The following is a 12,872-nucleotide window of genomic DNA, read 5'->3' as shown; positions in this document are numbered from 1 at the left end:
GACCCTTGGGTCGCCTTTTTTCTATGCAGCTTTTACGACAGCGATGTTTTCAGGAGCCGGGAATATCTCCGGCAAGTCCGGCCGCAACTCATGAGGCAGAAGAGCCCCTAAAAGTGCTTTCGCAAGTGGACGAACCTGAGCGACTGGTACGCCCCGCCGCCGCCAATTAAAAAAGCGCTGAGGGCTAACCCCACACTCTCTGGCTAGCTGCGAAGGGCTTTTACCGGCCCCCTCTGCGACCCGCACTATCAAATCGAACACCTGATCAGGCGTACTCATGACGTCACCTACACAAACATAATGAATGACACAACCAAACAATACGTTTGTTATCATTTGAATGCAAGGGCTGTAACATTCTGTTTATGAGCAAACAATCGCAACACCTAAAAGGGCAACGTTTTCGTCAGGCACTGGATGATTCCGGACTTTCCGGCGCGGAGCTCGCGCGGCTGCTTGATTTGGAAAACGACCAAAACATCACGAACTGGAAGGCCAGGGGCGTACCTGCATACATGGCGGGCCAAGTCGCGACAACATTGGTTGTGGAGCGCGAATGGCTGGAAGGTAAAGACGTTCCTATGCGGACGGCGACCACTGAACGCTCCAACCCGCAGCGCGCCGCCAATGACTCCCCCCTTTATGTCCTTGAGCCATTAGCTCCCTGGGACTCCGACACCCCCCTAGATGACGACGAGGTCGAGTTGAGACTTTACAAGGAAGTCGAACTGTCCTCCGGACCAGGAAAGGTTGCGCGCACCGAAGTCCAAGAGATTACAGGGCCAAAGCTCCGTTTTTCGAGGGCCACTATGAGGACCTGCGGAGTGGACCCTGCAAATGCAGTGTTTGCCACCAACAGCGGCAACAGCAACCACCCGCTAATTCTTTCGGGCGCAACCGTCGGAATCGATACAGGCATGACCAGGATCATTGACGGGGAAATTTACGCTATCGACCATGACGGCCATTTCCGCATTAAATTTCTTCAGCGCACCCCCACAGGATTAAAAATGAGGAGTTTCAATGCTACCGAGTACGCTGACGAAGATTACGACTTCGATCAGATAATGGCTCAACGGGTACTGATTCTGGGTCGAATTTTTTGGTGGTCGTCAATCCGCCCTTTGAAGGGACCATCTTTAATCTGACCCAAACAAAATGTGTTGACCACAAACCAAACAAATTGTTTACTTGCCTCACTCTCCCACCACAGAGCGAGGCAACACCATGCACACCACAGCCACCCTGCACGTCCATCCGGCCGCTGCTAACCCGTCCCGCATCATGGAGATTCGCCGCCTAGCGCAGTACCTAGGATGCGCGTTTATTCCCCACAAACCCAAGCTGGCGGCCCGCACCGCACCTGCACCGTTTGATCCGAACGGCGGAGGGCACGCAGCATGAGCAAGTTCAAACTCGACAACCGCACGCTGCAACTGCTCAACGCCCAAGTCAATCTGAGCGAGACGTTCAATCACACTCTGCGGTCGACGCCACAACGCGAAGCACTGCCGTTTCGCCTGAAGGTTGAACGAAGCGCCATAGACACCCTCTTCACCGTAGAACTGGGCAGCGAGCGCCACACGCTGACCTTGCAGAATGAAAAAAAGATGCACCTCAAGCTGGCCGACTTTATCGAAGAGATTGCCAACGGCCCGCTTGCCCCCAGTAACACAGCCGATCCAGAGAACGTCCCGCACGCTAACCGACAATATGCGCGGTTTGATGTCGAGAATAGGCAGAAGGTGTTCGAGCTGGTACGCACCGGCGGCTCACTTAGCCTCGACATGGGCTTCGAACTCCCATTGCATGTCGCCATCCACCGCACACAAACACGCCCAGGCATCACTACCATCATGAGCATCGGCGTGAAGCGCCCGCGCACCAAGTGCTTCACCGTGTGCGGCACAGATGTCGAGATCTACGAGCAAGTAGCCGAATCCATCAACCACCTGGCTGCCGTGGCGACTCCCGCCGCGCATGCAGCCTAGGAGGTCGAGATGGAACGTAGCCTGGAAAAAGCCGCCAAGTACTTCGGCCTCACTCGACCCAAGCTGATCGCGCTCATGCGCGAGAAAGGCCTTCTCAATGCCCGCAACTTGCCGGCCTTCCCGGTTCGCGACCGCGAATACCTGCGGATCAAGGACGGCACCTGGTATCACGAAACTGCTGGCATGCAATACAGCCAATCGACCAAGGTTCGGCAAGCCGGCATGCGCTGGCTGGCCGAGCAGCTAGGGCTCGAACTCCCCGATATTCCGGCCGACAACCGTGACGTGGCCTAGGGAGTACGCCCGCCAGATCCTTGCCATGCGCACACGCGAGGAGCGCAACGCTGCGCTCCTCGAAGTGCCGGAGCATCTGCGGGAGCTGACCAAGACGCACTGCCTGAACGCATGGAATCACCCATCAAGATGCAAACGCAAGGAGGCCACGCAAGCCCATGAACAACACCAATCAAAACCCGCTCCGGCTGATGCCGACACCGGAAACCGTAACCGTTGAACTGCTCTACCGCACCTTCGGCGACGTGCTTATTCCTCTGGAAAAGCTTCGCCTTCAGTACTTCCGCAATCTCAATGAACAGACGTTCGCGTCCGACCTCGACAACGGCCGCATCCCATTGCCAGTGACCACGCTCAAAGACAGCCGTAAATCCTTCAAGTACGTCCATATCCGCCATCTGGCGTCGTGGATCGACATCAGAGCCTATTCAGCCGACGAGGAGCAGGCAAAGAAACAGATCGATTCAACCCCGCAGGACCAGTAACCCCAAACGGCCGCCACCACCGGCCGGGTAAAACAACCAGGAGCACACCACATGACCACAATTCAGATCTGCGCACTGATCACCCTCATCTTGCTCGTCGGCCTCACCTATTGGGCTGGCTATCGCGGCGGCCTGATCGATGGCCGCATCGAAGGTATCGACGAAGGAAAGGCCATTCAGCAATCAGATAACTCAGGAACTATCCAGGATCTGAAACGAGCGCTTGATCAGGCCCTGGCCCACCACAAGCAACTGTACTCCCACTACGAGCGCGCGCTGGCCGCCTCGAAACTGGGAGAACCAGAACGCAAGATCCTGCTGGCCATCGTAGAGCAACTGAGAATCGCGGCCGAGACATTCAGCGCATTCCGCACCGGCAAAAAACTCGAACGAGACACCCTTGCGCTCCGCGATCAAGCGCTCGCCATGGCAACCCTTTTGGAACCGGTAGCACAGGAGGATGCAGCATGAGTCAAGTTATCCCAATGCTGCGCCTGACACCCCAGGCGGCCGGTGAACTGCATCAACAATGCACCAAAGCCACTACCGAATTGCAGGAGCTCACTCGCTTTCGTAAAGAATTCGACCGACAACTGTCCACGCTGATCGGCCATGACGCTCTGCGCAAACTGAACAAAGACACTAAGAACGCCTTGCTACTGGCGGACCTGGCCAAGGAGGTCGCATGAGCCAGATTCTCACCGTTACCGGCAAGCGCTTTGACCTGTACGAACCAGATGCCGATTTAATCGACCCACGTGACATCGCTCATTCGCTGGCTCACCTGTGCCGTTTCAACGGCCACACTCGTGAGTTCTACAGCGTGGCGCAACACAGTTGCATGGTCGCGGACCTGGTGCCCGAACAGGACAAGCTGACGGCCCTCCTCCACGACGCGGCCGAGGCTTATATCGGCGACATGGTGCAACCGCTGAAGCAATGGATGCATGCATACCAGGACGTCGAGCAATGGATTTGGGAGCGCATCTGCACTCGCTTCAACCTCGCCTCAGAATTACCAGCCTCTGTCCGCCACGCCGACCTTGTCGCCCTGGCAACTGAACGCCGTGACCTGCTGCCAGCCGACCCGACCATTTGGGATTGCCTGATCGACATCGAACCCACGCCAGAAACCATCCGCCCATGGTCCGCCACCGAAGCCCGGCTCACGTTTCATCAGCGCCTGATGGACCAACTCGCTATCGAACACCGGAGGAGAGCGGCATGAAAATGGACCAGAACACCACCCAAACATCGACCGCTTTGCTCCGTAACTCATCTGGTGTCGACATGCTAGAAACAAACAGTCTCTGCTGCGCAGCAGCAGGCATTATTGCCCCTTTCAGCGCCAATGCCGAGGCACTTATACCCCACGAAAAGCTGCGCGGGGCAGCGCACCCTGAGGCAACGCTAAACGCTCAGGCTCGCCCGCCCGCGCAGCCTGTCGTGGGGTATACGCATGCCCGATCAATGGAGCAGGCCTTAAATTCCCCCCAAGTCGCGACATCCGCTGAACTCCAAAACATTACGACTAGATACCTTGCAGCGTTATCGCGGGAAGCTGAGCTGCGCTCTCGCCTGGTAGCTGAAGAACGAGATTCGGGCGTCGGAATGGTGGAGGGGCAAAAAAATGAATAACGCCAGCCTAACAACTGCGGAACCGCCACTCGACCACTACCAGGTCGACAAAATCCCCGAGGAGAAAATGGCCGAGCTGGTTGGTTCTACCCGCAGAGCTCTGCAAGGGAAACGGGCCAGGGGAGTTATCCCCAGGGGCGTCTGGAACATCATTGATAATCGCATCTATTACAGCATCAGGAGATACGAGGCATGGCTCGAAAGCCAATGGGATTGCCCACCGGAGTTGAATTTGCTGGACAGTCCGTCCGCATTCGCTTCACCTGGAATGGGCAACGTCGTTGCGAGACCCTCCCCTATCCCCAGACACCGAAAGGCGTTAAAGCGGCAGCCGATCTACGCGCTAACGTAACCGGTCTGATCAAACATGGGGTAATGGACGAACAACGCTACGCCGAACTGTTCCCCAACTCCGCTTACGCGACCTACTCTGCGACTCCCCTGTTTGGGGAGTACGCCCAGCAGTGGCTGAACAGCCGGGAGGTGGTGGAAGGCACTCGCAAGAATTACCGCATTTCACTCAACCTGTATTGGATGCCGACGCTGGCCCTGTTCCCGCTCGACAGCATCACTTCGGTGATGCTGCGTAAAATCGTCGGCAGCACGTCTTGGGCATCACCCGGGGTGAAGCGCTCCGCCATTCAACGATTGACCACGCTGTTCGGCACCGCCATAAAAGATGGATTGATCATCCGCAACCCGGCTGAGTCCATCGAACTGCCGGCGAAAACCAAAAAGCCGATCGACCCTTTCACGGTGGCGGAGGCCGATGCGATCATCATCCACCTTTATAGCAGCCTGACCCATTCGATGCGCATCTACGCGGCGTATTTTGAGTTTGCCTTTTATACCGGCATGCGACCCAGTGAAATGGCTGCGCTGCGCTGGGAAGAGATCGATAAGGAAAACAGAGTGGTAAACGTGTGTCGGATCGTCGCGGACTACAAGATCGAGGAGCGCACTAAAACCCGCAACAGCCGACAGGTCATGCTCAACAGCCGCGCCTTGCACGCGATCGAGGAGGCCCAGCGTGTTGCCAATCAACGCGCTAAGCAGAGCCGCCGCAAGCAGGTGAAGTCGCCGTTCGTGTTCCCACCGACCAAGAACTTCGAATTCATCCAGCAAGCCAGTGTCACCGACAAACACTTCCAGGCGGCGCTGACCGCCCTGAAGATTCGCGCCCGCCGGCAATACAACTGCCGGCACACTTACGCTACCATGTGCCTCATGGCGGGTATGAACCCTGCATTTATTGCCACTCAGCTCGGTCATAGCGTTCAGATGCTGCTATCGACCTACGCCCGTTGGATGAACTCCAGCACCGACTGGGGTGAGCTCGGGAAGCTCGAAAACAGCTTGATTGGTACAAAATTGGTACAGGCAGAAACAGTACCCCTCTGAAACCCTAATGGAATCAGCCCCTGTGACACTGGAACAGAATTACACCGCGATTCTCGGCCAACTGGGCGAGGACGTCTCCCGCGAGGGCCTGCTCGACACGCCAAAGCGTGCAGCCAAAGCCATGCAGTACCTCTGCCGCGGCTATGAACAGACATTGGAAGAAGTCACCAACGGTGCCTTGTTCAGCTCCGACAACAGCGAAATGGTGCTGGTCAAGGACATCGAGTTGTACTCGCTGTGCGAACACCACCTGCTGCCGTTCATCGGCAAGGCCCACGTCGCGTACATTCCAAGCGGCAAGGTGCTGGGCCTGTCCAAGGTTGCGCGCATCGTCGACATGTACGCCCGCCGCCTGCAGATCCAGGAAAACCTCAGCCGCCAGATCGCCGAAGCAGTCCAGCAGGTGACCGGTGCCCTGGGTGTTGCCGTGGTGATCGAGGCCAAGCACATGTGCATGATGATGCGCGGTGTGGAGAAGCAGAATTCGTCGATGATCACCTCGGTGATGCTCGGTGAGTTCCGTGAGAACGCCGCGACCCGCAGCGAATTCCTCAGCCTGATCAAGTAATTCGCGTCACGAAGAAAACCGGCATTCATCGCCGGTTTTTTTTCGCCCGCGAAAAATCAGGTAAGCTGCGCGCCCTTCTCAATCTGCACCGTGAGGCTTTCAACGTGTTCGTAAAAGCGCTTCGAGTCGGCCTTGGCCAACTGATCATCTTTATTGACTTCCTGACCCGCCCAGGCAAGAAGCAGCGCCCTGCGGCTGCCCAGGCCCAGGTCGAATCCGCCGCCAAGGATCTGACCCTGTATCAATTCCACGCCTGCCCGTTCTGCGTGAAGACCCGCCGCACCCTGCGCCGCCTGAATGTGCCGGTGGCACTGCGTGACGCGAAAAACAACGAACAGGATCGCCAGACCCTGTTGGAACAAGGCGGCAAAATCAAAGTGCCGTGCCTGCGTATCGAAGAAAATGGCCAGACGACCTGGATGTATGAGTCCAAGGTGATCATTGATTATCTGGATAAGCGGTTCGCGGCAGCCTGAGATTTTTCGGTGTAGCTGATGGCCTCATCGCGGGCAAGCCCGCTCCCACAGTGATGTGCGGTGTTCGCAAAACCTGTGGGAGCGGGCTTGCCCGCGATGAGGCCGGTGCAGGCACCGCAAACTTCAGAGAAAAAAAACCGGCCTTCGCGCCGGTTTTTTTGTCCCATATATCCCTATTTCCAAACTTTTCGTAAGCAGAATAGAAAACATTATTTGCTTTCTTTGTATACAAAAGCATAATCCACTTCGTGCGAGTTCCTGACCAACCGGTCAACAAATTCGCAAGTGCCTCAATGGGCCGCTGCCACCCTCATGGGTCCGGCCCTGGAAATAACAATAAAACTCTTGAGGAGTACTCGCTGTGGAAAGCCGCAAATCCGATGCATCGACGCTGGAACTCTCGCCGCCATTGCGCAATGGCTTGCTGGAACGCCTGTTCAAACTCACTTTGCATGGCACCACGGTGAAGACTGAGCTGATTGCCGGTCTGACAACCTTCATCACCATGGCCTACATCATTTTCGTCAACCCCAACATCATGGCCGACGCCGGGATCGATCACGGTGCGGCCTTCGTCGCCACCTGCATCGCCGCCGCGCTGGGTTGCCTGTTGATGGGCCTGTATGCGAACTGGCCAGTCGGCCTGGCTCCAGGCATGGGGCTCAATGCGTTCTTCACTTACACCGTGGTAGGCACCATGGGCTACAACTGGGAAACCGCTCTGGGTGCGGTGTTCGTTTCCGGTGTGCTGTTCATGATCCTGACGTTTTCGCGGATTCGTGAATGGCTGCTCAACAGCATTCCGGTCAGCCTGCGTTACGCCATGGGCGCCGGCGTTGGCCTGTTTCTCGGGCTGATCGGCCTGAAAACCGCAGGCATCGTCGTCGATAGCCCGGCGACCCTGATCAAGCTCGGTTCCCTGCGCGAACCCGGCCCGCTGCTGGCTGCCGTGTGCTTCCTGATGATCGCCATCCTCAGTTATCACCGGGTGTTCGGCGCAATCCTGATCAGCATTATCACCGTGACTCTCGCCGGCTGGGGCCTGGGCCTGGTGCACTATGAGGGCATCATGTCGGCACCGCCGAGCCTGGCTCCGACCTGGATGGCCATGAATGTCGCCGGTGTGTTCAATGTCAGCATGATCAGCGTGGTCCTGGCATTTCTCTTTGTACACATGTTCGACACCGCCGGCACCTTGATGGGCGTTGCCCAGCGTGCCAATCTGGTAGGCGCTGATGGCCGAATCGAAAACCTGTCGCGCGCCATGAAAGCCGACAGTGCATCCAGCGTATTCGGCGCCGTGGTCGGTGTTCCGCCGGTCACCAGCTATGTGGAAAGTGCTGCTGGTGTTGCTGCGGGTGGTCGCACCGGTCTTACCGCCGTCACTGTTGGCGTGCTGTTTATCGCAGCCATGTTTTTTGCTCCACTGGCAGGAATGATTCCGGCCTATGCAACCGCTGGCGCGCTGATCTACGTGGCGATGCTGATGATGGGCGGCATGGCCCACATCGAATGGGATGAAGCGACCGACAGCATTCCGGCAATCGTCACAGCGATCATGATGCCGCTGACCTTTTCGGTCGCCGACGGCATCGCACTGGGCTTCATCACCTACGTGGCGTTGAAGGCCGGCACTGGCAAGTACAAGGAAATTTCCGTCAGTCTGTGGGTGCTCTGCGCGATCTTCATCGCCAAGTTCATCTTCTTGTAAGCCATCAAGGCTTGAAAACAGCCTCACCCCGTCGGGTGAGGCTTTTGTGCAAATGGAGGAAAGTGATGAGTCTGGAAACCTGGCTGCTGTTCAGCGGCGCTGCGCTGATAGTGATATTGATCCCGGGCCCCCTGTCTTTGCTGATGATCAGCAACAGCCTTAATTATGGCCTGCGCCGTTCCTACCCGGCCTTTCTGGGCGGAGTGTCGGCCTCGATCTGCCTGCTCAGCGCTTCGGCGCTGGGCCTGGGTGCGTTGTTGCTGGCCTCGGAGCAGCTGTTCAGTGCCTTGAAAATCCTCGGCGCGCTGTACCTGTTCTATCTCTCGTGGCAAAGCTGGCAGCAGTCACGCCTGCCCGCCCATGGCGCGCAAGTACCACAGGCTGCGCCGGTGCCACACTTTCGTGCGCTGTTCGGGCGCGCGTTCATGCTGGGCGCGAGCAATCCCAAAGACATTCTGTTCTTCGCCGCTTTCCTCCCGCAGTTCCTGAGTGCCGAGCAGCCGTTCCTGCCGCAGTTGCTGGTGATGATTGTGACCTGGACCGTGCTCGACCTGCTGTGCAAGCTGGCCTACGGCCTCGGCGCCCATGGTGCGGCGCGGTATCTGCGCAGCGGCAAGGGACAGAGCTGGTTCAACCGGATCAGTGCCGGGTTGTTCGGTGGCGCGGGGGCGGCGTCTCTACTTAGCCGCTAAAAGCCTGAAGCTAAGAGCTTCGCGAGCAAGCCCGCTCCCACAGTTGATTGTCAGCGAACATGGTATTTGCGTTCGAGGGTGATCCGGTGTGGGAGCGGGCTTGCTCGCGAAGACGGCTTCACAGACACCAGTTTTCTCCAGACGAAAAAAAGCCCGCAGTGTGAGCGGGCGAAAGACCAAAGAAGCTATATGCGCAGTCGCTTCCAGGCTGAGGCAGCTGCTTGGGGGATCAGCTGCCGCGATAGGTGGAATAGCTGTAAGGCGAAATCAGCAATGGCACGTGGTAGTGATCCTGCTCGGCGGATATGCCAAAGCGCAGCACCACCACATCCAGAAATGCCGGTTCCGGCAGTTGAACGCCCCGGGCGCGGTAATAATCGCCAGCGTGAAACTGAACCTGATAGACCCCGGTCCGGTAGTCATCACCTTGCAGCAACGGTGCATCGACCCGGCCATCGCTGTTGGTGATCGCGCTGGCGACCAATTCCAGCTGCGAGCCTTCAACACGGTACAACTCGACCTTGATCGAGCTGCCCGGGCAACCGTGTGCTGCGTCCAAAACGTGTGTAGTCAAACGTCCCATTGATTCTGCGCGCCTGCCTGCATGGAGCAGTCAGACCTCGCGCCTCCCGAAGTCAGTTGAAAAGGAGACCGCACCGATTCGGAGCACGAAAAGCTGCGGCGAGCGACCGATTAAGACATTTTCCATAAAAATTGTACACAATAAAAACGACATTTTTCCCGCCTCTCCGGCCATCGGTCCATTTATCACCCATCTGAAGCCAAATCTGACCGCTGTTACATCTCTTATTCAGTCGCTGACCGTTCAGGCAGATTTATTGCAGACCTATGCGCATAACAGCAAAAGATGACAGCTGGTTAAAAATGCGAAAATTCAGGCTTACAAAGTGAATATAAAGTTGTATACAATCACTCCATCGCTGTGACGCCAGCCTTTCAATTACTTCAGGCGCGCCACACAACCTGTCAACACGAACAAGAAGGAAGACTGCAGTGAGCGCTGACTACCCACGCGACCTGGTCGGTTACGGCAGTAACCCTCCGCACCCACACTGGCCTGGCAATGCCCGCATCGCACTGTCCTTCGTGCTCAATTACGAAGAAGGTGGCGAGCGCAACATCCTGCACGGCGACAAAGAGTCCGAGGCCTTCCTCTCGGAAATGGTTTCCGCCCAGCCGCTGCAAGGCGCACGTAACATGAGCATGGAATCGCTCTACGAGTATGGCAGCCGCACCGGCGTCTGGCGGATTCTGAAACTGTTCAAGGAATTCGACATTCCACTGACCGTCTTCGCCGTGGCCATGGCCGCCCAGCGCCACCCGGATGTGATCCGCGCCATGGTCGATGCCGGCCACGAGATCTGCAGCCACGGCTACCGCTGGATCGACTACCAGTACATGGACGAAGCCGAAGAGCGCGAGCACATGCTCGAAGCGATCCGCATCCTCACCGAAATCTCCGGCGAGCGCCCGTTGGGCTGGTACACCGGCCGCACTGGCCCGAATACCCGACGCCTGGTGATGGAGGAAGGTGGCTTCCTCTACGACAGCGACACCTATGACGACGACCTGCCCTACTGGGAACCGAACAACCCGACCGGCAAGCCGCACCTGGTGATCCCGTACACCCTGGACACCAACGACATGCGCTTCACCCAGGTGCAGGGCTTCAACAAGGGCGACGATTTCTTCGAATACCTGAAAGATGCGTTCGATGTGCTGTACGCCGAGGGCGCCGAAGCACCGAAGATGCTGTCGATTGGCCTGCACTGCCGATTGATCGGCCGTCCGGCGCGACTGGCTTCGCTCAAGCGCTTTATCGAATACGCTAAAAGTCATGAACAGGTGTGGTTCAGCCGTCGCGTCGACATCGCACGCCACTGGCAACAAACCCACCCGTACCAAGGGGCCGCCAAATGAGCACCTTTCAAAGCCTGAAACCCTCGACCCTGAGCCGCGACGCCTTCGTCAAAGCCTTTGCCGACATTTACGAACACTCGCCATGGGTGGCCGAAAAGGCCTTCGACCTGGGCCAGGACGCTTCGATCGACCAGATCGAAACCCTGCACCAGCGCATGAGCGACATCCTGTTGAGCGCCGATCACGCCAGTCAATTGGCCCTGATCAACGCTCACCCGGACCTGGCCGGCAAAGCTGCCGTCCAGGGCGAGTTGACCGAAGCCAGCACCAATGAACAGGCTGGCGCCGGTATTCACCAATGCACGGCCGAAGAGTTCCAGCGCTTCACCGAGCTGAACGACGCCTACAAGGCCAAGTTCAAGTTTCCCTTCATCATGGCGGTAAAAGGCAGCAACCGGCATCAGATCCTCGCGGCGTTCGAAACGCGCATCCACAACCCGGTCGACACCGAGTTCAAATGCGCGCTGGCGGAGATCAACAAGATCGCCCTGTTCCGTTTACTGACCCTATAGCGAGCCTGGCCCTGCAAATTCATGAACGTCGAAATCGACCAGGGCCCTGCAAGCATCCCAAGCCAACTTATTAAAGGCAGACAAGAAGAATGAAAGCTTACGCCGTACCTTTCGAGAAGTTCGTCAACCTGGCCGACGCCCGCTTGGGCACCAAAATCATCTCGGTCACCGATGACTGGTTCGCAGACGCCAACCGTCTGTTCCAACCGACCCCGGCCGTGTGGAAGGAGGGCGTGTTCGATGACAACGGCAAGTGGATGGACGGCTGGGAGTCGCGCCGCAAGCGCTTCGAAGGCTACGACAGCGCGGTAATCCGCCTGGGCGTGCCTGGTTCGATCAAGGGCGTGGACATCGACACTTCATTCTTCACCGGTAACTTCCCGCCGTCGGCGTCCCTGGAAGCCTGCTTCCTGGCATCGGGCGAACCCGACGACAATACCCAGTGGACTGAAGTGCTGTCTGCCGTCGAGTTGCAGGGCAACAGCCACCACTATCACGAAATCAGCAACGACCAGGCGTTCAGCCACCTGCGCTTCAACATCTACCCGGATGGTGGTGTAGCCCGCCTGCGCGTGTACGGCGTGCCACACCGCGACTGGTCCGCTGTGGGCGACAACGAGCAAGTCGACCTGGCCGCAGCCCTCAACGGTGGCCGCGCCCTCGCCTGCTCCGATGAACACTTCGGCCGCATGAGCAACATCCTCAACCCGGGCCGTGGTATCAACATGGGCGACGGCTGGGAAACCGCACGTCGTCGTACCCCGGGCAATGACTGGGTAATCGTCGCGCTGGGTCATGCTGGCGAAGTCGAGAAAGTCGTGGTCGACACGCTGCACTTCAAGGGTAACTACCCGGACAGCTGCTCGATCCAGGGCGCGTTCGTGAAGGGCGGTACCGACAGCCAGATCGAAACCCAGTCGCTGTTCTGGCGCGAACTGCTGCCAAGCCAGAAACTGGAAATGCACGCCGAACACACCTTCGCCGAGCAGATCAAGGCACTGGGCCCGATCACCCACATCCGCCTGAACGTGTTCCCGGATGGTGGTGTTAGCCGCCTGCGGGTTTTGGGCAAAGTAGCGAAGTAAGCGGCGCGCCCTTCGCGAGCAAGCCCGCTCCCACAGGGGAATGCATTCCAAATGTGGGAGCGGGCTTGCTCGCGAAGG

Annotated in this window: 18 protein-coding genes; 16 read left to right on the top strand and 2 right to left on the bottom strand. The window is 57.8% G+C overall.

What is annotated here, in order from left to right:
- Positions 1–21 precede the first annotated feature (21 nt).
- A complete protein-coding gene (locus AC07OG_RS19385) occupies positions 22–279 on the bottom strand; it encodes a YdaS family helix-turn-helix protein (protein ID WP_495067805.1) in 258 nt (85 codons plus the stop codon).
- A gap of 86 nt (positions 280–365) precedes the next feature.
- On the opposite strand from AC07OG_RS19385, the gene AC07OG_RS19380 reads away from it, so the two are divergent.
- The 13 genes from AC07OG_RS19380 (at position 366) to AC07OG_RS19320 (ending at position 9,256) form a co-directional block, all read left to right on the top strand.
- Positions 366–1,148: a S24 family peptidase gene (locus AC07OG_RS19380; RefSeq protein ID WP_495067804.1), complete on the top strand. Its 783-nt coding sequence runs from the start codon at positions 366–368 to the stop codon at positions 1,146–1,148.
- 252 nt (positions 1,149–1,400) lie between these two features.
- Positions 1,401–1,991, top strand: a complete 591-nt coding sequence (locus AC07OG_RS19375) for a hypothetical protein (protein WP_495067803.1) — start codon at positions 1,401–1,403, stop codon at positions 1,989–1,991.
- A 9-nt stretch (positions 1,992–2,000) separates the two neighbouring features.
- On the top strand, positions 2,001–2,285 hold the full coding sequence (locus tag AC07OG_RS19370) for a phage antirepressor KilAC domain-containing protein (RefSeq protein WP_495067802.1): 285 nt from the start codon (positions 2,001–2,003) through the stop codon (positions 2,283–2,285).
- Between the two features lie 158 nt (positions 2,286–2,443).
- Positions 2,444–2,770: a pyocin activator PrtN family protein gene (locus AC07OG_RS19365; RefSeq protein ID WP_407514034.1), complete on the top strand. Its 327-nt coding sequence runs from the start codon at positions 2,444–2,446 to the stop codon at positions 2,768–2,770.
- Positions 2,771–2,821: 51 nt separating this feature from the next.
- Positions 2,822–3,241 carry a hypothetical protein gene (locus tag AC07OG_RS19360; RefSeq protein ID WP_495067801.1) on the top strand — a complete coding sequence of 140 codons (420 nt, stop codon included), beginning with the start codon at positions 2,822–2,824 and terminating at the stop codon, positions 3,239–3,241.
- Entirely contained in the window at positions 3,238–3,459 is a 222-nt protein-coding gene (locus AC07OG_RS19355) for a hypothetical protein (protein ID WP_495067800.1), read from the top strand. Before AC07OG_RS19360 ends, AC07OG_RS19355 begins: the two co-directional genes overlap by 4 nt.
- Positions 3,456–3,998: a phosphohydrolase gene (locus tag AC07OG_RS19350; protein ID WP_495067799.1), complete on the top strand. Its 543-nt coding sequence runs from the start codon at positions 3,456–3,458 to the stop codon at positions 3,996–3,998. The genes AC07OG_RS19355 and AC07OG_RS19350 overlap by 4 nt, the downstream gene beginning before the upstream one ends.
- Positions 3,995–4,408, top strand: a complete 414-nt coding sequence (locus AC07OG_RS19345; RefSeq protein WP_495067798.1) for a hypothetical protein — start codon at positions 3,995–3,997, stop codon at positions 4,406–4,408. The genes AC07OG_RS19350 and AC07OG_RS19345 overlap by 4 nt, the downstream gene beginning before the upstream one ends.
- 192 nt (positions 4,409–4,600) lie before the next feature.
- Complete coding sequence (locus AC07OG_RS19340; protein ID WP_495067797.1) at positions 4,601–5,809, top strand: tyrosine-type recombinase/integrase; 1,209 nt, start codon at positions 4,601–4,603, stop codon at positions 5,807–5,809.
- 22 nt (positions 5,810–5,831) lie between these two features.
- Positions 5,832–6,377, top strand: a complete 546-nt coding sequence (gene folE, locus AC07OG_RS19335; protein WP_169994120.1) for a GTP cyclohydrolase I FolE — start codon at positions 5,832–5,834, stop codon at positions 6,375–6,377.
- Between the two features lie 104 nt (positions 6,378–6,481).
- On the top strand, positions 6,482–6,853 hold the full coding sequence (locus tag AC07OG_RS19330) for a glutathione S-transferase N-terminal domain-containing protein (RefSeq protein ID WP_060541548.1): 372 nt from the start codon (positions 6,482–6,484) through the stop codon (positions 6,851–6,853).
- 361 nt (positions 6,854–7,214) lie between these two features.
- Positions 7,215–8,564, top strand: a complete 1,350-nt coding sequence (locus AC07OG_RS19325; RefSeq protein WP_060541547.1) for an NCS2 family permease — start codon at positions 7,215–7,217, stop codon at positions 8,562–8,564.
- 65 nt (positions 8,565–8,629) lie between these two features.
- Positions 8,630–9,256, top strand: coding sequence for a LysE family translocator (locus AC07OG_RS19320; RefSeq protein WP_495067796.1), 627 nt, complete (start codon positions 8,630–8,632; stop codon positions 9,254–9,256).
- A gap of 229 nt (positions 9,257–9,485) precedes the next feature.
- Here AC07OG_RS19320 and uraH read toward each other — a convergent pair whose 3' ends face one another.
- The gene (uraH, locus tag AC07OG_RS19315) at positions 9,486–9,839 is read right to left on the bottom strand and encodes a hydroxyisourate hydrolase (RefSeq protein WP_008031462.1); all 354 of its coding nucleotides are present in this window, start codon (positions 9,837–9,839) and stop codon (positions 9,486–9,488) included.
- A 431-nt stretch (positions 9,840–10,270) separates the two neighbouring features.
- On the opposite strand from uraH, the gene puuE reads away from it, so the two are divergent.
- The 3 genes from puuE (at position 10,271) to alc (ending at position 12,794) form a co-directional block, all read left to right on the top strand.
- Positions 10,271–11,197, top strand: coding sequence for an allantoinase PuuE (gene puuE, locus AC07OG_RS19310; RefSeq protein WP_495067795.1), 927 nt, complete (start codon positions 10,271–10,273; stop codon positions 11,195–11,197).
- The gene (gene uraD / locus AC07OG_RS19305) at positions 11,194–11,709 is read left to right on the top strand and encodes a 2-oxo-4-hydroxy-4-carboxy-5-ureidoimidazoline decarboxylase (RefSeq protein WP_262196151.1); all 516 of its coding nucleotides are present in this window, start codon (positions 11,194–11,196) and stop codon (positions 11,707–11,709) included. Before puuE ends, uraD begins: the two co-directional genes overlap by 4 nt.
- Positions 11,710–11,798: 89 nt before the next feature.
- Positions 11,799–12,794 (top strand): allantoicase, encoded by a 996-nt coding sequence (gene alc / locus AC07OG_RS19300; protein ID WP_495067794.1) that lies wholly within the window; start codon positions 11,799–11,801, stop codon positions 12,792–12,794.
- Positions 12,795–12,872: the final 78 nt, after the last annotated feature.

It is taken from the genome of Pseudomonas sp. GW821-FHT09H03, assembly GCF_059415945.1.
The sequence above is the reverse complement of the archived record's forward strand: the minus strand, read 5'-3'. Positions and strand labels throughout refer to the sequence as shown.